The following is a 20,935-nucleotide window of genomic DNA, read 5'->3' on the forward strand; positions in this document are numbered from 1 at the left end:
TTACCTTTCAGGCGAAATTCGTCTGATAAATCTGTTTCTCTTCAATATGCTACGGCAGATGGGTTGCAGTGCTGCAAAGCTGCCACATCCGCAGCATTATCGGACACGACCTGCGCGATAGTCCGCCACCGCCCGCGCAACCTGCGCCATACGTGCGGCCCGCGACGGGTGACTGCCTAAAATTTTATCACCCGGATCGGGGATGCGGGCAAAAAACAGCGCACCATGTTCGGGATCATAGCCGGCGTTCAGGGCGATGATGGCGCCCAGATAGTCGGCCTCCAGCTCCCAATCCTTTGAATAATACCGGGCGCCGAACTGGGCACCCATGGCCTGGGCGTTCTGGATGGCGTCGGGATTTCCGCCATAGGCGCTGGCCAGCCCGCCCAGAATCACCGAGCCCACCGTGGCGGCGCTGCTCTTGCGGTTGATATGGCCCAGAATGTGGTGGCTGGCCTCATGGCCGACGACAAAGGCCAGCTCGTCGGCATTGCGCGCCTCGCCGATCAGCGCCAGCGTAAAGCCGATGATCGGCCGGCCGGTGGCATCCACGGTCTGAAAGGCGTTCGGCTCCAGCCCCGGACGGTCATCGACCACGAACTGGAAATCGCAATTGATCGGCTGGGTGCGGCGCTGCACGCATTCGCGCTCGACCGCGGGCTCCATGCGGCTGATGACCGAGATGAAGGTCCGCGCCGAGGCCCGCGCCCCCGCCGGCGTATCGGGCGCCGGAGCGGCCACCGGCACCGGCGGCACCGCCTGTCCCGGCGGCAGACCGGGCTGCGCCACGCAACCCGACAACATCAGCGCCGCAACCACTGCCGCCCGCCATGACTTGACCATCCGCGCCCCCAGATTTGCCATGGCCCCGTCAGCCGTATGCATTCCATATTCGCGCCACTCTAGCCGCGCAGCCCGGTCTCTGCCAAGACCGGGCTTGCCCCCGACAGAACTTGACGCGAAGGTTGTGGCAGAGTGCCAGAAAGGACCCGCGATGTTCACCATCGAGCATGATTTCGACGCGACCGTGATCACCCTTGTCGACGAACTGCCCGAAAACAGCATCGGGTCGCGGCCGTTGAACGAGGATGTCGTGATCCAGACCTTTGACGACCGCGTCATCATTGAACAATACGACCCTGACTCGGGCGAGCTGGCGCAGATCGTGCTGACCATCGAACAGCTCGAAGAGCTGCGCGCCGCGCTGAACCTACCCGAGGGCAATTACCGGCTGGAACGCAACTAATCCTCCAGCAGGAAATTGCGCCGCGCCGGGGTGGCCAGCGCCTCGGCCTCGTCCTTCAGCGCGACACCGGACAGGCCGCGCCGCCGCGCTTCGGTCAGCAGGAACACCAGCTTGTGCGCGGCCTCGGCATGGCTCAGCCCCTGCGGCCGCACGTTCGAGATGCAGTTGCGCGCCTCATCGGTCAGGCCGGGGCGCGGGGCATGGGTCAGATACAGGCCCATGCTGTCAGGGCTGCTCAGCCCCGGCCGCTCGCCGATCAGCACCACGACATTGCCCGCACCCAGCCCCGCGCCGATCTCGTCGCCGATGGCCACCCGCGCCTGCCGCACCACGGCGACCGGGCCGATGCGCCAGCCCGCCAGCGCCGGCAGTAGCACGCGCAGGAACGGCAGGGCGTTTTCATGGATGGCCGTGGCCGACAGCCCGTCGCCGATCACCAGCGCCAGCTCGCATTCGCCTGCCGCTGGCAGCACCGCGCGCGAGGCCGCGTCCAGCCGCCGCCCCAGATCGGGCCGTTGCAGATAGCTGGGCCGATCCGGCGCCGCGCTGTGCAATTGCATGACCTGCAGCCCCAGCGCGCCCAACCCATCCGCCAGCGCCTCGGCCTGCAACTCCAGCTGCACCGCCTTGCGCGCCTGCGCATGGGCCATCTGGAACGCCAGATGCGGCGCCGTCGGCAGGCTGGTCCCCGCCCGCCCCAGCGCGATCCGCGCCGGGGTCAGGGCCCGCAACCCGGTCCAGGGCATCTGTGTGACCGGCCCGCGATCCTCCTGCCCGCTCATACCGCCCCCGCGATGGCGCGGCGAAAGGCGGGGGGCAGTGTCTCGGCCAGCCGGGCGCCGACAAGGATGCCGCTGCGCTGCAGCCAATCCTCGAACTCGGGTGCGGGGCGCAGGCCCAGCACCTTGCGCAGATACAGCGCGTCATGAAACGAGGTGGTCTGATAGTTCAGCATCACGTCATCCGATCCCGGAATGCCCATGATGAAATTGATCCCGGCCACGCCCAGCAGCGTCAGCAGATCGTCCATGTCGTTCTGATCCGCCTCGGCATGATTGGTGTAACAGATGTCGCAGCCCATCGGCAGACCCAGAAGCTTGCCGCAGAAATGATCCTCCAGCCCGGCGCGGATGATCTGCTTGCCGTCATATAGATATTCTGGCCCGATAAAGCCGACCACGGTGTTGACCAGCAAAGGCTCGCACATGCGCGCCACGGCATAGGCCCGCGCCTCCAGCGTCTGCTGATCGACGCCGTGATGGGCATTGGCCGACAGCGCCGAGCCCTGCCCGGTTTCCAGATACATGACATTGTCGCCCAGCGTGCCGCGCCCCTGCGACAGGCCCGCCGCCCGGCCCTCGCGCAGCAGGGCCAGGTCGATGCCAAAGCTGCGGTTGGCGGCCTCGGTTCCGGCGACGGATTGGAACACCAGATCGACCGGCGCCCCGCGTTCGATCAGGGCGATGGAATTGGTGACATGGGTCAGCACGCAGCCCTGCGTCGGGATGTCATAGCGCCGGATCACCTCATCAAGCATATGCAGCAGCGTCTCGACCGCCGGCAGACTGTCCGAGGCCGGGTTGATCCCGATCACCGCATCGCCATTGCCCAGCATCAGCCCATCAAGGATCGAGGCGGCAATCCCCGCCGGATCATCGGTCGGATGGTTGGGCTGCAACCGCGTCGACAGCCGCCCGCGCTGGCCGATGCTGCCCCGAAACCGCGTCACCACCTCGACCTTGCGCGCGATCAGGATCAGGTCCTGATTGCGGCAGATCTTGCTGACCGCCGCCACCATCTCGGGCGTCAAACCCGGCGCCAGCGCCGCCAGCGCCGTCGCATCGGCCAGATCCGACAGCAGCCAGTCGCGAAACCCGCCCACCGTCAGCGCCGCCACTGGCTGGAACGCGCGCGCATCATGCCCGTCAAGGATCAGCCGCGTCACCTCGTCGGCCTCATAGGGCACCACCGCATCATGCAGAAAACTCGCCAGCGGCAGATCGGCCAAGGCCATCTGCGCCGCCGCGCGCTCCTCGGCATCCAGCGCCGCGATCCCGGCCAGCCGGTCGCCCGACCGCGCGGGACTGGCCTTGGCCATCAGCTCGGCCAGCGAGCCAAAGCGCCAGACCTGCCCGCCAAGGCTATGCACATAATTCGGCATGACCACCTCTCCGGCCGTTTCAGCCAGAAAACCGGCCCGCCGTCACGAAAGCAAGCCCGCAACGCCCCGAACCGGCCAGCCCGCCCAAGCCTTGGGCAGCGCCGGCCCTTTCATCAATTCCCAAATACCCCCGGCGCCTCGCGCCAATGCCCGATCACCGCGCTCGCCCCGGCGGCGCGCAGCCGTTCGGCCTGTTCGGGCGGCAGATGTCCGCCGCCGGTATAGCCGATGCCGGTCATGCCGGCCGCGACCGCGGCGGTGATACCCGCAACCGAATCCTCAAAGACCACGCAATCCCCCGGCGCCACGCCCAGTTGGCGCGCCGCCAGCAGGAACAGATCCGGCGCCGGCTTGCCGCGCGACACCATGGTCGAGGAAAAGATCCGCCCCTCGAACCAGCCTATCACCTCGGCAGTTTCCAGCGACAGCCGGATGCGCGGCACGTCCGAGGATGAGGCGACGCAGAACGGCACCTGCAAGCCATGCACGAAATCGACCAGCCCTTCGGTCGCGGCGACCTCGTCGCGGATCAGCCCCAGCACCATCTCGGTCAGCTCGGCGTCGCCCTCGGGCGGCAACAGCCCCCCTTCGATCCCGCGCAGCTGCTTGAGGATATCGGCCTGTTTGAGCCCGATCATGCGCAGGAACATGTCGGGGGTGATGGTCAGCCCGTGGCGGGCATAGACATCGCGATAGGCGCGCGCGCTCAGGATCTCGGTATTCACCAGAACCCCGTCGCAGTCGAAAATGATGGCCTTCATGCCGCTCTCCTGAATTCCGCGCGCCTTCCTGCCAAGACGCGCGGGCCGGCACAAGCATTGCCGGGACAAAGCCGGTCTTTATGCCTAGGGTCTCAGGTCACCACGCCGATCTGCCATGGCACGAATTCGTCCTGGCCATAGCCATGCAGCTCGCTTTTCGATTTCACCCCCGAGGCGCAGTCGATCATCATGCGAAAGATCTCTTCGCCCAGACTTTCGATCGTGGCGCCACCCTCGATGATGGTGCCGCAGTTCAGGTCCATGTCCTCTTCCTGACGGATCCATGTCGCCGAATTGGTCGAGAATTTCAGCGAGGGTGCCGGCACGCAACCAAAGGCCGAGCCGCGCCCGGTGGTGAAACAGATCAGGTTCGCCCCCGAGGCCACCTGCCCCGTCGCCGAGACCGGGTCGTAGCCGGGGCTGTCCATGAACACCATGCCATGTTCGGTCACCGGCTCGGCATATTCATAGACGCCGCGCAGGTTGGTGGTGCCGGCCTTGGCGACCGCGCCCAGCGATTTCTCAAGGATGGTGGTCAGCCCGCCGACCTTGTTGCCGGCCGAAGGGTTGTTGTTCATCTCGGCGTCATTGCGGGCGGTGTGCTCTTTCCACCAGTCGATGCGGGCGATCAGCTTTTCGCCAACCTCGCGCGTCTCGGCCCGGCGCGTCAGCAGGTGCTCGGCGCCATAGATTTCGGGGGTTTCCGACAGGATCGCGGTGCCGCCATGGCTGACGAGGATATCGACGGCATGGCCCAGCGCCGGATTGGCAGTGATGCCGGAATAGCCGTCCGAGCCGCCGCATTGCAGCCCGACGACCAGCTCGGAAACCGGGATCGGCTGGCGTGTGACGGCATTGGCCTGCGGCAGCATCGCCTTGATCTGCTCGATGCCGTGCCGGATGGTCTTTTGCGTGCCGCCCTGATCCTGAATGGTAAAGGCGGCCAGCGTCTTGCCCTCGGCCAGACCGCGCGACAGCATGATCTCGCCGATCTGGTTGGTCTCGCAGCCCAGACCGATGAACAGCACCGCCGAGAAATTCGGATGCACGGCAAAGCCCGACATGGTGCGGCGCACGATGCGCATGGATTCGCTTTTGCTGTCGACGGCGCAGCCGATGCCATGGGTCAGCGCCACCACCCCGTCGACATTCGGGTAATCCGCCAGCGCCTCGGGATGGATATCGCGACGGAAATGGTCGGCGATGGCACGCACCACCCGCGCCGAGCAGTTCACCGACGAGATGATGCCGATGTAATTGCGTGTCGCCGCCCGGCCATCGGGCCGGCGGTAGCCCATGAAGCGGGCAGGCTCGGTCACCATCCGGGTCGGCTGCGCGTCCACGCCGATGGCATGGTCCATCTCGACATCGGTCATGGCGAGGTTGTGGACATGGATATGGTCGCCCGGCGCGATGTCCTGCGAGGCCAGACCGATGATCTGATTATAGCGCCGCACCGGCTGGCCCGCCGCGATGGCGCGGGTGGCGATCTTGTGACCGGGCGGAATATCGGCGCGGGTGATGACGCCCTCTTCGCCCAGTTCGGTGCCGGCCGGGATCGGCCGGGTGGCGATGATCACATCATCCTCGGGGCGCAGGCGGATGATGCGGGGGGCGGTTGCGGGCGCGGCTTTGGCGTCAGACATGGCGGCGCTCTCCTTTCTCGAACACGACCTTCACAGGTCCAGAATGGCCTTGATCACGCCCGCCTCGGGGCGCGACCAGTCCTGAAACAGATGCACGCCATCGGCGAGGGCGCCGCGATGGGTGTTCAGCGCCTGCGTCGGCACCTTGCCGGCGCGCATCTGCGCCACCACCTCGGCGAAATCATCGGGCTGGGCATTGCGGCTGGCGATCAGCGTCGCCTCGCGCTTGTGGAATTCGGGATCCGAAAAGCGGATGTCCTGACGCACCACCGACAGCAGCACATAGCGCGCGCCATGGGCCAGAAAGCCAAAGCCGCGCTCGATGGGGGCTGCGGCACCAGTCGCGTCGATCACCACGTCAAAGAATTCGCCCCCGGTCAGCCGCGCCGCCTCGGCCTCGGCGCTGTCATCCGCAACCAGCACGGCATCGGCGCCCAGCCGGTCGCGGGCGAACTGCAGCCGGTCGGCGCGGTTGTCCATCACCGTGACATGGGCGCCGCGCGCCTTGGCAAAGATGATCGCCGACATGCCGATCGGCCCCGAGCCGGTGACCAGCACCCGGTCGCGGGCCGTGATCGCGCCGCGTTTGACGCCATGCGCGCCGATGGCAAGGAACTCGATCATCGCGGCATCGCGCAGGGGAATGTCGCCCGTGGGAATGACATTCTGCTCTGGCACCGCCAGCAGTTCGGCCATGCCGCCATCGGCATGCACGCCCAATACCTTGATGTTGCAGCAGGCATTGGTCAGCCCGATGCGGCAGGCCTGACATTGCCCGCAGGACAGATAGGGCACGATATAGACCGGATCGCCTTTGCGCAGGGCGCTGCCTTGGGGCGCGGACTCGACCGTGCCGGACAGTTCGTGGCCCATGACGCGCGGATATTCCAGAAACGGGTGCTTGCCGCCAAAGATGTGGAAATCGGTGCCGCAGATGCCGACATGGCGGATGCGCACCAGCACCTCGCCCGGCGCGGGCACGGGTTCGGGGCGGTCGATAACGGCAAGGCTGCCGGGTTCGTTGCAGATCAGCGCCCTCATGGCAGGTTCCTTTCGATGATCGCCGTCAGTTCCGGCGCGGGCGTGCCAGCCCAGTCAATGAATGCCGCCAGCCGGCGCTGCACCTTCAGCGCGTGGTTGCCGGCGATATCGACGATGCGGTGGTCCAGATAGGGGTTCAGGAACCGCGCCATGGTGGTGGCGACATAATCGCGCGCCTGCGCCTGCATCCCGCGCGCGGCAAAGCCGGGGACCACCTCGCGCGCATAAAGCGCCTCAAGCCGGCCGCGCACCCCGGCATCGGCAAGGATCTCACGCACGGTCTCGCCGGGCGGGCGCGCCTCGTCCTGCCAGATCTGCGCCAGATAGCTGTGGCCAAGGTTCAGGATATGCAGCTTGAGCCGCTCATGCGGCTCGATGCTGTCGGCCAGAACGATCGCCGGGTGGCGGCAGGGCAGCTCCAGCCCCGGCTGGTTCTCGATCGCCCATAGCGCATAGGGCTCGGCCACGGCGCCGACGGGCGCAATGGGTTCCGACACGATCCGGTCGACCAGCGTATTGGCAAAGATCACGGCGCGGTCCAGCCAGTCCAGAAAGCCGGGCGCGGCATCGCCGGCGGCAGCGGCATGATCGCGCACCAGCCCGCGCAGCACCGGCCCGTTGCCGTTCACCAGCTCGCAGGGCAGCAGCGTGATCGGCGCGCCATTGCCGACATAGCGGGCGTGCAACAGCTGCGCCAGCCGCGCCGGAAAGCTGCGGGCGGGTTGCGCCGCGTCCAGCCCCGCATCGGCGGGATCGGTGGCATAGCCGGCATCGCCGGTGTTCGAGACGACAAAGCGCGCCTCATGCGCGAACAGCCGCAGGATCTCGGGCCAGTCTTCGGTCACCGACAGCCCGCGGGCGACGCTGGTGACCTGTACGCGGCGTTCGACCGGCTGGCCCTTTTCCAGCCCGCGGATGATCACCGGATAGCCGGCCGGATCGTCAAAGGCCCGCACCCGCCCGGCGCGTTCCGGCGCGCCCGAGCTTTGGATCACCGTGACCGGCGCCACCTCCTGCCCCGCGACGCGGGCCTCGTGCAGGAACAGATCGACATGGGCTTGCAGAAAACGGCTGGTGCCGAATTGCAGGATCATCATTGGCCTCGAAAGCTGCGGATCGTGGCGTTGACCCGGTCGCGCCAGTCGCGGCTGGCGACCAGAGCGGCGGGAAACAGCCCGGGAAGGGCAAGGAAGGGCGCCGAAGGATCGTCCGGCGGCATGGCGGCGCAGGCGGCCATCAGCTCATCCGCACGCGGATCGTCGGCCTGCCCGCGCAACACCAGCGCCGCGATCCAGACGCCGGTGGCATGGGCAAAGGCCGCCGCCCCGTCCGGCAGCGCCTCGACGGCCGGGGCAAGGATGCGCTGCGGCAGCTTCTGGGTCGAATCCATGGCGATCTGCAGGTTGCGATGCGCGATCGTCGGATTGGCAAAGCGGGCGATCAGCTGCCTAGTATAGGCCGACAGATCGATGCCGGGAACCGGGTCCAGCGTCCGGGCGGCAGCGCTCATGTGGTTGTGAACCTGCGCCGCCAGTTCGGGCACCGCCATCACGTCGCGCACATGTGCGAGCCCGTGCAGGATGCCCAGATGCGCGATCAGCGTATGGCTGCCGTTCAGCAGCCGCAGCTTCATCTTTTCATAGGGTTCGACATCGGCAACTATGACCGCGCCGGCCCGGTCCCATGCCGGCCGGCCCTGCGGGAAGTCATCCTCGATCACCCATTGGATAAAGGGCTCGGCCTCGACGGCCAGAACATCCTCGGCGCCGATCAGCGCGGCGGCGCGGGCGCGGCTGTCATCGGTGGCGGCGGGCACGATGCGGTCGACCATGCTGCAGGGAAAGGCCACAGTATGGGCAATCCAGTCCGCCAGCGCCGGATCCTGCGCCGCCGCCATCTCCAGGACCAGCCGGCGCAGCATGCGGCCATTCGCCGGCAGGTTGTCGCAACACAGCACGGCAAAGGGCGCAAGCCCCCGGTCGCGTCGCCCGGCCAGCCCCCGCAGGACAATCCCGACCGGCCCCAAGGGCGCATCGGGCCGCGCCAGATCGGCCGCGACCGAAGGGTGGGTCCGGTCGAGCCCGCCCGTCGCCGGGTCGATCCCATAGGCCTTTTCGGTCACGGTCAGCGTCACCACCCGGATCGCCGGATCGGCCAGCCGCGCCTGCACCGCCGCCGGATCGGCCGCCGCGCACAGCCAGTCGCGCGTCACCCCGACCAGCTGCGCCTGATCGCCCGCGGCCCCGCGCGTCACCACCGTATAAAGCCCGTCCTGCGCCGCCAGATCCTCCACCGGCTGCGCCGAACGCAGGTTCACCGCCACGATGCCCCAAGGGCCCGGCTCGGCTTCAATGGCGGCCTGCGTCAGCACCGCCTGATGCGCGCGGTGAAACGCACCAAGGCCCAGATGCAGCACGCCCGGCTGCAGGGCGGCGCGATCAAAGCGGCGCCAATGCGCCTGCGACAGCCTCATGCCGCACCGCCCAGCAGCGGATGGCTCAGCGCGCGCTCGATGCCGCGCAGCTCGGCCAGCCCCTTCAGCCGGCCGATGGCCGGATAGCCCGGCTGCGCACCGCGCGTCAGATCGTCCAGAATCTCTTGCCCGTGATCGGGGCGCATCGGGATCTGGTGATCGGCGCGACCCTCGGCGCGGCGGCGCTTTTCCTCGGCCAGCAGCGCGGCGATCAGCGCCACCATGTCGGTGCCGCCCTCCAGATGCTCGTCCTCGTAAAACGAGCAGGGCATGGTCGCGGTCTCGCGGGTGACATTGCGCAGATGCACGAAATGGATGCGCTCGGCAAAGGCGCGGGCCAGTTGCGGCAGATCATTGTCGCCCCGCGCCCCCAGCGAACCCGAACACAGCGTCACGCCATTGGCCCGCACATCCACCTGACCCAGCACATGGGCGTAATCGGCGCCGGTGGACAGAATGCGCGGCAGGCCCAGCAGCGGCCATGGCGGATCGTCGGGATGGGCGCACAGGTTGATGCCCACCGCTTCGGCCACCGGCACCACTTGCGTCAGGAAGTCGACCAGATGGCGGCGCAGCCGATCCGCGTCGATGCCCTGATAACTGCGCAGCCATTCGGCCAGCTGCGCCAGCGTATAGCCATCGGCCGAGCCGGGCAGACCGGCGCCGATATTGCGGCCCAGCTCGGCGATGCGCGCGTCCGACATGGCGGCAAAGCGGCGCCCGGCCTCGTCGACCAGCGCCTCGGGGTAATCCTCGCCGGCCCCCGGACGCTGCAACACATGCAGGTCGAAGGCCACGAAATCGGGCAGATCAAAGCGCATGGCCCGCGCCTGCTGCCGGGTTTCCCAACGCAGATCGGTGCGCGTCCAGTCCAGCACCGGCATGAAGTTGTAACAGACCGTGCGGATGCCACAATCCGCCAGCCGCCGCAGCGTCAGCGCCCAGTTCGCGACATGCGCGCGCCAGTCGCCGGTCTGGGTCTTGATCGCCTCGCTGACCGGGATGCTTTCGACCACCTCCCAGGCCAGCCCGCCGGCGCGCACCTCGTCCTGACGCTGGCGGATGGCCTCGACGCTCCATGCCGCGCCGGTCGGAACGTGATGCAGCGCGGTGACGATGCCCTGCACGCCCGCCTGCACGGCATCGCGCAACGTCACCCGGTCGACCGGGCCGAACCAACGCCAAGTGTGCCTCATGCCGCGCCCTCCGCAAAGGTCAGCTGCACCTTGCAGGCGATGCTGCGGTCGCCCGCCAGCTCGAATGCGGCCCGGGCCTCGGCCAGCGGCAGGCTGTGGCTGATGATCGGGCGCAGGTCGATGGCTCGGCTGCCGATCAGGCGCACGGCCTCGGCGAATTCGCCATGAAAGCGCTGCGAGCCGCGCCATGTGATCTCCTTGCCGACCAGCGCGTTCAGGGAAATGGTGATGTCGCCCGTGACGCCGACCTGCACGATCAGCCCACGCGGCCGGATCGCGGCAAAGGCGGTGCGCAGGGCCGGCCCGGCGGCGGAACAGTCAAAAATCACGTCGATCTGGCCCTTGTCGGCCTGCAATGGCTCCAGCGCGGCAGCGTCGCGGGCGACATTGATCACCTGCCCGGCACCCATCGCCCGCGCCCGCGCCAATGCGGCATCGGTCAGATCGGTCACGATCACCTCGCGCGCCCCGGCATGGCGCAGCGCCGCCAGCACCAACAGCCCGATCGGCCCGGCCCCGGTCACCATCACCCGCAATCCGGCCAGATCGGGACGCAGCTCGCGCGCCTGCGCCACCGCATGCAGACAGACCGCCAGCGGCTCGGCACAGGCCGCCTCATCCGCGCCCACCCCGTCGGGAAAGGCAAAGACCTGCCGCACAGGCACCACGAACAGGTCGCGGAACATCCCCTGCTCATGCGGCAGCCGCATGGCCGAGCCGATAAAATGCATGTCCAGACAATGGATCGGCAGTCCCTTCAGGCAGTATTCGCAGGCCCCGCAGGGCTGCGACGGGCTGACCGCAACCAGCGTGCCCGGCGCCAGATCAACGCCCGCCCCGACCGCAACCACCCGCCCCGAGGCCTCATGCCCCGAAATGATCGGCTCGCGCACCCGCACCGGGCCAAAGCCGCCATCCTGATAATAATGCAGGTCCGAGCCGCAGATCCCGCCCGCAGCCATGGCCAGCAGCACCTCGCCTTCGCCGGGCGCGGCCACCTCCTGCTCTTCGATCCTGATGTCCCGCGCGCCGTATAGACGCGCCACCCGCGTGCGCATGTCCTGATGCCTTTCACCATTTTTCAAATACCCATGCGACGGCAGCCGCTCGCCGCATGGGTCGCAGTTCATCGCCTAGCGGATCAGCCCCATTCGGGTCGGCAGCCACAGGCTGATCGCCGGGATGAAGGTGATCAGCACCAGCGCGATCACCAGCGGCACCAGCCACGGCAGGATCGCCATGGCCGTGCGCTCGACCGACATCTTCGAGATCCGCGCCAGCACGAACAGCACCATGCCCAGTGGCGGATGCAGCAGACCGATCATCAGATTCAGCGTCACGATCAGCCCGAAATGCACCGGATCGACGCCATATTTGACCGCGATCGGCAGCAGGATCGGCACCAGGATCGAGATCGCCGCGATCGTGTCCAGAAACGCGCCCAGCACCAGCAGGATGATGTTGACGATGATCAGAAAGGTCCACCAGTTGTCGGTGATCGAAAACATCAGATCGGCAAACATCTGCGCCGCCTGACTGACCGTCAGCAGCCAGGCAAAGATCGAGGCGGCAGTGACGATGAACAGGACCGAGGCGGTGGTCTCGATCGTGTCGAAGGTGGCCTTGGCCAGCCCCTTGAAGGTCATGGTCCGGTAACGCACCAGCCCCAGGAACAGCGACCAGATCACGGCGGCGACGGCGGCCTCGGTGGGGGTGAACCAGCCCATGGTCATGCCGCCGATCAGCAGCACCGGCGCCATCAGCGCCATGACCGCGTGCCAGTCGAAATACCAGTCCAGCACGATCAGCGCCGTCAGCCCGACCAGCACCGCAAGGTTCACCGACAGCCCCGCCATCACCAGCAGATAGATCGCCAGCGGAAAGCTCAGCACGATGATCACCTCAAGCCCCGACCCCAGCAGCTCCCTGAGATCGAAGGGCGTGTCCGAGCCCCAGCCCTTGCGCCGGGCAAAGACATAGACCGTCAGCATCATCAGCACCGTCATCACGATGCCCGGCACGATCCCGGCCATGAACAATGCCCCGATCGAGGTATTGGCCATCATCCCGTAGATCACGAAGGGCAGCGAGGGCGGAAAGATCGGCCCCAGCGTTGCCGAGGCGGCGGTGACGCCGACGGCGGCCTCGACCGGATAGCCGTGGTCCTTCATCGCCTTGATCTCGATGGTGCCGATGCCGGCGGCGTCGGCCAGCGCCGTGCCCGACATGCCCGAAAACACCACCGAGCCGATGATGTTGACCTGCGCCAGCCCCCCCTTCATCCAGCCGACCAGCGACAGGGCAAAGTGATAGATCCGGCCGGTGACGCCGGCGATATTCATCAGGTTGCCGGCAAGGATAAAGAACGGCACGGCGATCAGCGGAAAGCTTTCGACCCCGGCGATCATGCGCTGCGCGGCGATGATGTCGGGGGCGACATTGTAGATGCCCAGATACATCAGCGAGGCCACGGCCATGGCGACCGCCACCGGCACGCCGATGCACATGAACAGCAGGACAGATCCGATCAGCAAAAGCATGGTGTCAAATTCCCTCGATGCCGCTTTCGGCCGCTTCTTCGCGGACCGTCTTGCTGCGGGTCATGTCCTTGTAGAAATTCTGCAAAGCGCGCAGCAGCATCATCACGAAGGCCGCGAATACGGTGTAGAAGACCACGCCGCGCGGCAGGTCGACGGTCACCATGCGCTCATCGCCGACGATGGCGATATAGCGCCACAAGAGCCAGCTCATATACCCGAAAAAGCCGATCACGATGGCGTCCACCGCCACCTGCAGCGCGCGGCTGACCGGCCGGGGCAGGAAATTGTAGATCAGATCCACGGTGATGTGCCGGCACAGCCGCACGCACATGACCGAGCCCATGAAGACCACCACCACCAGACAATTCGCCGCGATCTCCTCGGTCCAGGCGAGGCTGTTGTTCAGCGCGTAGCGGGTAAAGAATTGCAGAAAGATGCACAGCGCCATGCCCCAGAACACGGCCAGCGTCAGCCAGTCCTCGGGCGCATAGGGCGACAGGTCCACCGGGCCGGATTCATCCTCGAAGGCATGCGCCATCTCTTCCACGCTCAGAAGGGCGTGTTCCTGATCAGCCATTTGGGTTGCTCCTGAATGTCGGGAAAGGGCCCGGGCGGCGGGGCCCGGGCCGGCGGCCCTTACTGGACGGCGCGGATCGCCTCGTAATCGGCAAGCTGGTAGCCAAAGGATTCGACCGGCTGTTTTTCCAGCACGTTGCGTTCGAAATCGGCCTTGTCGACCTCGGTGACGTTGATGCCGTCCTTGCGGAACTTGTCGACCAGCGCGGCCTCGCGGTCCTCGACGATCCTGGTCGCGCGCTCGGCGGCCTGCATCATCACCTCGCTGAAGATCTGCTTGTCCTCATCCGAGAGGCTGGCCCACAGGCCTTTCGACACCACGGTATTGAGGTGGTCGACGATATGGCCGGTCAGGGCGATGTTCTTTTGCACCTCGTAGAACTTCTTCGCCTCGATGGTGGTCAGCGGATTTTCCTGCGCATCGACGGTGCCGTTCTGCAGCGCCAGATAGACCTCGGCAAAGGCGATGGGCGTGGTATTGGCACCGCAGGCGCGCGGCATCGCCAGATAGGCCGGCACGTCCGGCACCCGCATCTTGACGCCGTCAAGATCGGCGCAGGTCTTGATTTCCTTGTTCGCCGTGGTCTGGCGGGTGCCGTAATAGGTCACCGCGGTGATGTGGTTGCCCGAGGCCTTTTCATAGCCGCCGGCCAGCCGCTTGAAGACATCGCTTTTGGTATAGGCGATCAGATGCGCCGGATCGCGAAAGATATAGGGGTAATAGGTCACGCCAATCGGCTTGTATTCGCGCGAGGCAAAGCTGGAGCCTGAGATGATGATATCGACCGTGCCCAGTTTCAGGCCCTGGTTCAGATCGGCCTCTTTGCCCAGCTGCGAGGCGGGAAAGACGTCGATCTTGTAGCGGCCATCGGTGCGCTTGGCGATTTCCTCGGCCGCCCAGACGGATTCGGTGTGGAACGGCTCGCTCATCTCATAGACATGCGCCCATTTCAGCGTGGTCTGCGCCTGAGCGACGGCGGCGCTGGCCATCAGCGCGGCCACCCCCAGCAGGGTCTTGATGGTGAACTTCATGCTACTCCTCCCATGAGCATTCGGTTTTTTTCGACGTCGGGTGCTAGCCGGGCTCGGCCAGCAGGCTTTCGGTGAAGCGGCGCTGCGATTGCGTCAGGTGGTGGCGCATCGCCTCATGCGCACCGGCGGGATCGGCCTCGGCAATGGCATCGCGGATCGCGCCATGTTCCGCGATCGCCAGCCGCCACGTCCGCGGCCCCTCGAAATGCGTCGAGAAGCGGGCAAAGATCGGCGTCAGCCGCCGCTCGAAGGTGGTGGCAACGAAACTGGCCAGCACCGAATTGCCGGTGGCCTGCGCGATCTCGACATGAAAGCTGCCGTCCAGCTGGATCGCCAGCGCGCGGTCATGCACGGCATCGGACATGCGCAGCAGGCAGGCATCCAGCCGGGCGATGAACTCTGGCGTGACATGGCGCGCCGCCTCTTCGGCGATGGCGCTTTCCAGCAGGCAGCGCGCCTGCAACAGTTCGACCGGGCCATCGACCTCGTCGCCCGGCTCCAGCCGCGCGGCCTCGGCGCCGCCTGCGGCGACATAGACGCCCGAGCCCATGCGGATCTCGACCCGGCCCTCGACCTCAAGGGCGATCAGCGCCTCGCGCAGCGAGGGGCGCGACACGCTCATCTGTTCGGCAAGGTCGCGTTCCGAGGGCAGCCGGTCGCCCGGCTGCAAATTCCGGGACGCGATCAGGCCCAGAATCTGATCGGCAACCAGACGATATTGCCGGTGCGGGCGGGATACGTTGAACAGCAGCTGGCCCTCCTGATCCGGTGACGCGCCGCTCCCCCGGCGCGGCCAACTGGTTTGACCAATCTGGACGATAGAAAGCTGTCAGCCGCAGCGTCAAGAAGATTTTCGTAGCTCTCCCATCTGGTCCGCCGCAGAGATACGGTTTTTCAATAGGTTGCCGGCATCACCGCGCGGGGATTTCGGTCAGACCGGTTCAGGCAGCCCATAGCGTCGGGCCAGATCGCGGAACTGGCGCGCGGTCACCGGGTCCAGAATCACCCCCTCGCGCCGGCGCAGCGCCGCCATGTCCCACTCGCGGTCGCCCGGTGCCATGACGCGGGCATCGGGCCGCGCCGGCGAATGGCGCAGCACCTGCAGATAGCGCCGCATGCCGGCATCGAACTCGGCGCGCGGCAAAAAGGCCTCGGGGTTCACGGCCAGCACAAAGGCGCCCATCTGGCGCGGCGTGGCGAAATCCGGCCCGCCCATCGGCAGGATGTCGAAGCTGAGCCGCATGCCGCTGAGCACGGCACCAAAGATCTCGGCCACGCCGGCCAGCGCCGCGCCCTTGAAACCAAAGGCCGCCCCCAAAGGCGCCAGCATATCGGTCAGGTTCGGATCGCGCGTATCAGCCCCCTGCGCGTCCGAGGCGGTGCCGGGCGGCAGATCCAACCCAAGGCTTTGATAAAGCTCGACCCGGTTTTGCGGAATGGCGCTGGTCGCCATGTCCAGAAGCCAGGGATCGCCGCCCGCGACAGGGGCCGCGACCGCAATCGGATTGGTGCCGTGAAAGCGCGCGGCCCCCTCGTGCAGGCGCACGAAACTGTCCGAATTGCAGAAGGTGATGCCGATCATGCCGTGCCGCGCGGCCTCGACCGCATAGGCGCCGGCGGGGCCGAAATGCGAATTGTTGCGGATCGCCACCGCGCCGATGCCGAACTGCCCGGCCAGCGCAACGGCGCGCTCCATCCCGGCATAGGCGCCGACGGCACCCTGCGCGTGATCGGCGTCGATCGTCTCGACCGCGCCCAGACCGCCGACGCGGCGCACGTCCGGATGGCGGTTCAGCCGCCCGCCTTCCAGCCCGGCGATGTAATGGCCCAGCAGCCGCACGCCATGGCTGTCCACGCCCAGCGTGGTGGCATGCATCATCGCGCGGGTCGCGGCATCGGCCGTGCGGGCATCGGCACCGCAGGCGGTAAAAACGGTGCGGCAAAAGTGATCCAGCGCCGGCAGTAAGATGCGTTCCTTGTCAGTCATGACGCCCCCTGATATGTTCAGTGCATACACTAGACACAACTGTCGCAAAGGGGCAATTGTCCTTTGGATGCAGGCCGGGCAAACTGTCGCGAAAGGATCGCCATGCCGACGCAACCGCCATCTCCGGGCATTGCCCCGCGCCTTTACCAGCTTGCCGCCGAGGCCCTGGCGCGAGAGATCGCCAGCGGCGCGCTACGCGATGGCGCGCCGCTGACCCAGCCGGGAATCGCCCGCCGTTTCGGCATCAGCCGCGCCCCGGCCCGGCAGGCTTTGGAGGCGCTGGAGGCACAGGGCCTGCTGTCGCGCAGCGTCGCCGGGCGCTATCATGTCTGCAGCCCGCCGCCCCTGCCCGCGACCAGTCCGGCACCCGGCCCCCAGCGCCAGCCGCAGCGGCTGGCGCCGCGTTCCAGCAGCGACATGCTTTATCCCGAGGTGGAAATGGCGGTGATCGCCCGCGCCGCGCTTGGCGACTGGCGGCTGAACGAGGCGGTGCTGGCGCGCCATTACGGCACCAGCCGCACCGTCGCGCGCGAGATCGCCGCCCGGCTGCATCAGCGCGGCATCATCCGCAAGGATGGCAGCGGCCGCTGGATCGCGCCGGCACTAAGCGCCGCCAGCATGCACGAGCTTTACGAGCTGCGCTGGATTCTGGAACCGCTGGCGATGGAGCGGGCCGCACCGCATCTGCCGGCCTGTTTTCTGGACCGCATGGCGGCCGAGCTGCGCGCGGCCAAGGCGCCGGATGCCGCCCGCGACGGCGCCCTGCTGGACCAGCTGGAGCAGCGGCTGCATGTCGAGCTGCTGGGCCATTGCGGCAATGTGGCGCTGATGCGCGCCATCGCCGTGCCGCAGGCGATTCTGGTGGCGCATCATTATCTTTACCAATGGACGCTGGACCTGTTCGGCACCGAGCCCTTTCTGGACGAACATCTGGAAATCGTCGAACATCTGCGACAGGGCGACATCGCGCGGGCCAAGGCGGCGCTGGTGGCGCATCTGCGCATCTCGCGCCGGCGGGCGCTGTTGCGGATCGAGGCGATGCAGGACATGCCCGCTCCCGCACCGCTGCCATGGATCGCCCGGCTTTAGCCCCGCGTCAGCCAGTCCTGCATCTCGCGTTCGGCGATGCGCAGCGCCTCGACGTTCAGCGCGCCGCTGATCAGCGCGCAGGCCACCGCGCGGTTGCGCTTGTTCACGCCCAGCGCCGCGTTCTGCAGATCGACCGCCAGCTTGTCGTAAAGCGACAGCAGCCGGTTTTGCACCGTGCGTTCGGACATGCCGCGCCTGCGCGCGATCTCGCGGTCGGGCAGGCCCAGCGCCATGTCCAGAAGCACGGCATATTCGCTTTCGTTCAGCGCCAGCGCCGGGCGCGACTGGCGCTGTTGCAGGCGGTGGATCTCGCGGTCGACCAGCACCTGCCCCTCGATCAGCACGGCGCGCATCGCCAGATGCAGCCGCTGCACCGGCGCGGTCTTGAGCACATAGCCATAGGGCGAGCCGGGTGGCACGATGCGGCTGAGCCCGCGCAGATAGGCCTCATCGGCATAGTTCGACCAGAACAGGATCCGGGTCTCGGGGCGTTCGGACCAGATGGTGCGGGCCGCGTCGATGCCGTTGCGCTCTTTCATCTGCAGGTCCATGACCACGGCGCCAACGCCCTTGCGGGCCATGGCCTCGCCCTCGCGGCCGTTTTCGGCGGTCAGCACCTGCTCGACCTCGGGCAGCGCCTGATCAACTGCATCGCGCAGAAAGGCCGCGTGCAGCGGATCGTCCTCGACCAGAAGCACCTTCATGGCTGATCTCCCTGCGGCAGGCTGACCGAGACGCTAGTGCCGGTCCGCCCCGAGCGCACCGACAGCCGGGCGCCGATCAACTGGGCGCGGGTGCGCATATGCGACAACCCGCCCTTGCGGCGGGTGCGGCGGACTTCCTCGGGCAGGCCGCAGCCGTCATCGGCCACGGTGATGCGCAGCCGCGGCTCGGCGGCAATGCGCACGTCGATGCGGCTGGCGCGGGCATGGCGGCCGGCGTTGTTGATCGCCTCTTGCACGATGCGGAACAACGCGATCCGCGCCACCGGCTCCAGCGCGTCAAGCGCGCCGCGGCTTTCGTCGCGCACCTCGACCAGTGCGCTGCCGCCGGCGCGTTCCAGATGCACCCGGACGGCATGGGCAAAGCCGAACATCTCAAGGATCGAGGGCACGGCGGTGTCGATGATGCGCCGCAGGTCGGCCACGCAATCGTCCAGCCGCGCCAGCACCGCCTCGGCATCCAGCAGGCGCGGCCGCGACAGATCGCGCATCAGCCGCGACAGATCGGCCAGCGTCTGGTCGTGCAGATCCATGCCGATGCGCTGGCGTTCCTGCTCCAGAGCCTGCGTCAGGTCGCGCGCGCCCAGCCGCAGCCCTTCTTCGCGGGCGCGGGCCTCGGCCTCGACGATGGCGGCCTGACGCGACCGCTCGGCCTCGCGCAGGGCAAAGACATAGGGCGAGATCAGATCGGCGACATAGCGCGCCGCCGCCACATCCGCCGCACCATAGCGCCCCGCCGCAAAGCGCGAGATGCTGAGCGCGCCGATAATGCCATCGGCCACCACCAGGGGCACATGCACCCGCGCGCGCAGGTCGTGGTCATGGATCGGATCGGTCAGCGCGCCCGGAAAGTGAAAGCGCGGGTCCAGCGTCGCATCATCGGTCAGCAGATGGCCGACCTCGCCACAAAGCAGGGCGCGGATCGGGCTGCGCTGGACATCGACCACGCCCGAGCGGCCCCATGCGGTGTCGATCCCGGTCTCATAGGCCGCCGACAGTCGCCCGTCATGGCGCAGCAGGCACAGATCGAGATGGTCATAGGGCAGAAACAGCCGCATCTCTTGCGCGACGGCCTGTATCGCCGACAGGAAATCCAGCCGCCCCGCCAGCGCGCGCGAGATGCGGAACAGATGCGGCAGCAGCGGTGCCGGGTCGAATTCGGGCGGGTCAAGCTCGGGCAGCTCGGCCGGCGGGGTGTCAGGACTGGCTTGCACGGCGCGCCGCCTCCCCACGGCCCCTGATCGCGTTGCGATCCTTGTGCCACAACACCGCTACACCGGCCAAGTCAATGCGGGCGGCGCTTGCGGGTTCCCGCAAACGACTCGCGGAGACCTGCAGGAATGACCACCCCGCGGACTTTGCATGATCCCGTCCCTGCCCCCTATGCTTGCCCCCGAGAAAGGGCGCTGGGGAGAGCGCCTTGCACTGACAGGGAGAGAGAACATGACCCGCAAGGGATTGCTTGTGACGGCCGCCATGGTGCTGGCCATGGGCGGCGGCGCCTTGGCCGACACCTCGGGCAAGCGCATCGCGCTGTCGAACAACTACGCCGGCAACAGCTGGCGTCAGGCGATGCTGGAAAGCTGGAAGCGCGTGACCGACAAGGCGGTCGCCGATGGCGTGGTCGGCGGCGCGGATGCCTTTACCACCGCCGAGAATCAGGCGACCGAACAGGCCGCGCAGATCCAGAACATGATCCTGCAAGGCTATGACGCCATCGTCATCAACTCGGCCTCGCCCACCGCGCTGAACGGCGCCATCAAGGAAGCCTGCGATGCCGGCATCACCGTCGTGTCCTTCGACGGCGTCGTGACCGAGCCCTGCGCATGGCGCGTCGCGGTCGATTTCAAGAAGATGGGCGCCAATGAGATCGCCTATCTGGAAAAGCGCCTGCCCGAGGGCGGCAACCTGCTGGAGATCCGCGGTCTGGCCGGGGTCTCGGTCGATGACCAGATCCACGCCGGCATCGAAGAGGCGGTCAAGGCCAATCCCAAGTTCAAGATCGTCGGCAGCGTGAACGGCGACTGGGCGCAGGATGTGGCGCAAAAGGCCGTCGCGGGCATCCTGCCTTCGCTGCCCGAGATTGCGGCTGTGGTGACGCAGGGCGGTGACGGCTATGGCGCGGCGCAGGCCTTTGCCGCCGCCGGCCGTCCGACCCCGATCATCATCATGGGCAACCGTCAGGACGAGCTGAAATGGTGGGGCGAGCAGCGCGCCAAGAACGGCTATGAGACCGTCTCGACCTCGATCGCGCCCGGCGTCTCGACGCTGGCCTTCTGGGTGGCGCAGCAGATTCTGGATGGCAAGGATGTGCCCAAGGACCTGACCGTTCCCTTCCTGTCGGTCACGCCGGACACGCTGGATCAGGCACTGAAGGACACGCCCGAAGGCGGCGTCACCAACGTGGATTACACGCTGGAAGACGCCCAGAAAGTGATCGCCGGAACCAAGTAATGGGGACGCAG

The 20,935-nt window shown here is 67.1% G+C and carries 20 protein-coding genes; 3 read left to right on the top strand and 17 right to left on the bottom strand.

Features of this window, described 5'->3' with window-relative positions:
• Positions 1-96: 96 nt before the first annotated feature.
• Positions 97-864 carry a M48 family metalloprotease gene (locus GL279_RS14315; protein WP_246175325.1) on the bottom strand — a complete coding sequence of 256 codons (768 nt, stop codon included), beginning with the start codon at positions 862-864 and terminating at the stop codon, positions 97-99.
• A gap of 130 nt (positions 865-994) precedes the next feature.
• On the opposite strand from GL279_RS14315, the gene GL279_RS14320 reads away from it, so the two are divergent.
• A complete protein-coding gene (locus GL279_RS14320) occupies positions 995-1,246 on the top strand; it encodes a hypothetical protein (protein ID WP_155065324.1) in 252 nt (83 codons plus the stop codon).
• Here the strand turns inward: GL279_RS14320 and eutC are convergent.
• The 14 genes from eutC to GL279_RS14390 form a co-directional block, all read right to left on the bottom strand.
• Positions 1,243-2,028 carry an ethanolamine ammonia-lyase subunit EutC gene (gene eutC, locus GL279_RS14325; RefSeq protein ID WP_155065325.1) on the bottom strand — a complete coding sequence of 262 codons (786 nt, stop codon included), beginning with the start codon at positions 2,026-2,028 and terminating at the stop codon, positions 1,243-1,245. The two genes, GL279_RS14320 and eutC, sit on opposite strands and share 4 nt — an antisense overlap.
• The gene (locus GL279_RS14330; protein WP_155065326.1) at positions 2,025-3,407 is read right to left on the bottom strand and encodes an ethanolamine ammonia-lyase subunit EutB; all 1,383 of its coding nucleotides are present in this window, start codon (positions 3,405-3,407) and stop codon (positions 2,025-2,027) included. The genes eutC and GL279_RS14330 overlap by 4 nt, the downstream gene beginning before the upstream one ends.
• A 113-nt stretch (positions 3,408-3,520) precedes the next feature.
• Complete coding sequence (locus GL279_RS14335; RefSeq protein WP_155065327.1) at positions 3,521-4,168, bottom strand: HAD family hydrolase; 648 nt, start codon at positions 4,166-4,168, stop codon at positions 3,521-3,523.
• A 92-nt stretch (positions 4,169-4,260) separates the two neighbouring features.
• Positions 4,261-5,814 (bottom strand): UxaA family hydrolase, encoded by a 1,554-nt coding sequence (locus tag GL279_RS14340; protein ID WP_155065328.1) that lies wholly within the window; start codon positions 5,812-5,814, stop codon positions 4,261-4,263.
• Between the two features lie 30 nt (positions 5,815-5,844).
• Positions 5,845-6,855, bottom strand: coding sequence for a zinc-binding alcohol dehydrogenase family protein (locus GL279_RS14345; protein ID WP_155065329.1), 1,011 nt, complete (start codon positions 6,853-6,855; stop codon positions 5,845-5,847).
• A complete protein-coding gene (locus tag GL279_RS14350; protein WP_246175326.1) occupies positions 6,852-7,949 on the bottom strand; it encodes a mannitol dehydrogenase family protein in 1,098 nt (365 codons plus the stop codon). The genes GL279_RS14345 and GL279_RS14350 overlap by 4 nt, the downstream gene beginning before the upstream one ends.
• A complete protein-coding gene (locus GL279_RS14355) occupies positions 7,949-9,328 on the bottom strand; it encodes a mannitol dehydrogenase family protein (RefSeq protein ID WP_155065331.1) in 1,380 nt (459 codons plus the stop codon). The genes GL279_RS14350 and GL279_RS14355 overlap by 1 nt, the downstream gene beginning before the upstream one ends.
• Positions 9,325-10,524 carry a mannonate dehydratase gene (gene uxuA, locus GL279_RS14360; protein ID WP_155065332.1) on the bottom strand — a complete coding sequence of 400 codons (1,200 nt, stop codon included), beginning with the start codon at positions 10,522-10,524 and terminating at the stop codon, positions 9,325-9,327. The genes GL279_RS14355 and uxuA overlap by 4 nt, the downstream gene beginning before the upstream one ends.
• The gene (locus GL279_RS14365) at positions 10,521-11,582 is read right to left on the bottom strand and encodes an L-idonate 5-dehydrogenase (protein WP_155065333.1); all 1,062 of its coding nucleotides are present in this window, start codon (positions 11,580-11,582) and stop codon (positions 10,521-10,523) included. The genes uxuA and GL279_RS14365 overlap by 4 nt, the downstream gene beginning before the upstream one ends.
• 75 nt (positions 11,583-11,657) lie before the next feature.
• Positions 11,658-13,064, bottom strand: coding sequence for a TRAP transporter large permease (locus tag GL279_RS14370; protein ID WP_155065334.1), 1,407 nt, complete (start codon positions 13,062-13,064; stop codon positions 11,658-11,660).
• Between the two features lie 4 nt (positions 13,065-13,068).
• The gene (locus GL279_RS14375) at positions 13,069-13,641 is read right to left on the bottom strand and encodes a TRAP transporter small permease (protein WP_155065335.1); all 573 of its coding nucleotides are present in this window, start codon (positions 13,639-13,641) and stop codon (positions 13,069-13,071) included.
• Positions 13,642-13,700: 59 nt separating this feature from the next.
• Positions 13,701-14,672 (bottom strand): sialic acid TRAP transporter substrate-binding protein SiaP, encoded by a 972-nt coding sequence (locus GL279_RS14380; RefSeq protein WP_155065336.1) that lies wholly within the window; start codon positions 14,670-14,672, stop codon positions 13,701-13,703.
• A 43-nt stretch (positions 14,673-14,715) separates the two neighbouring features.
• Positions 14,716-15,492, bottom strand: coding sequence for a FadR/GntR family transcriptional regulator (locus GL279_RS14385; RefSeq protein ID WP_343039820.1), 777 nt, complete (start codon positions 15,490-15,492; stop codon positions 14,716-14,718).
• 111 nt (positions 15,493-15,603) lie between these two features.
• On the bottom strand, positions 15,604-16,659 hold the full coding sequence (locus tag GL279_RS14390; RefSeq protein WP_155065338.1) for an Ldh family oxidoreductase: 1,056 nt from the start codon (positions 16,657-16,659) through the stop codon (positions 15,604-15,606).
• A 102-nt stretch (positions 16,660-16,761) separates the two neighbouring features.
• Between GL279_RS14390 and GL279_RS14395 the strand changes: the two genes are divergently transcribed.
• Entirely contained in the window at positions 16,762-17,748 is a 987-nt protein-coding gene (locus GL279_RS14395; RefSeq protein ID WP_155065339.1) for a GntR family transcriptional regulator, read from the top strand.
• Here the strand turns inward: GL279_RS14395 and GL279_RS14400 are convergent.
• Positions 17,745-18,452: a response regulator transcription factor gene (locus tag GL279_RS14400; RefSeq protein WP_155065340.1), complete on the bottom strand. Its 708-nt coding sequence runs from the start codon at positions 18,450-18,452 to the stop codon at positions 17,745-17,747. The genes GL279_RS14395 and GL279_RS14400 overlap by 4 nt on opposite strands.
• Positions 18,449-19,684, bottom strand: coding sequence for a GAF domain-containing sensor histidine kinase (locus tag GL279_RS14405; RefSeq protein ID WP_343039819.1), 1,236 nt, complete (start codon positions 19,682-19,684; stop codon positions 18,449-18,451). The genes GL279_RS14400 and GL279_RS14405 overlap by 4 nt, the downstream gene beginning before the upstream one ends.
• 229 nt (positions 19,685-19,913) lie before the next feature.
• On the opposite strand from GL279_RS14405, the gene GL279_RS14410 reads away from it, so the two are divergent.
• Entirely contained in the window at positions 19,914-20,924 is a 1,011-nt protein-coding gene (locus GL279_RS14410; RefSeq protein ID WP_155065341.1) for an ABC transporter substrate-binding protein, read from the top strand.
• Positions 20,925-20,935 lie beyond the last annotated feature (11 nt).

The organism is Paracoccus limosus (genome assembly GCF_009711185.1).
GTDB classification, from domain to species: Bacteria; Pseudomonadota; Alphaproteobacteria; order Rhodobacterales; family Rhodobacteraceae; genus Paracoccus; species Paracoccus limosus.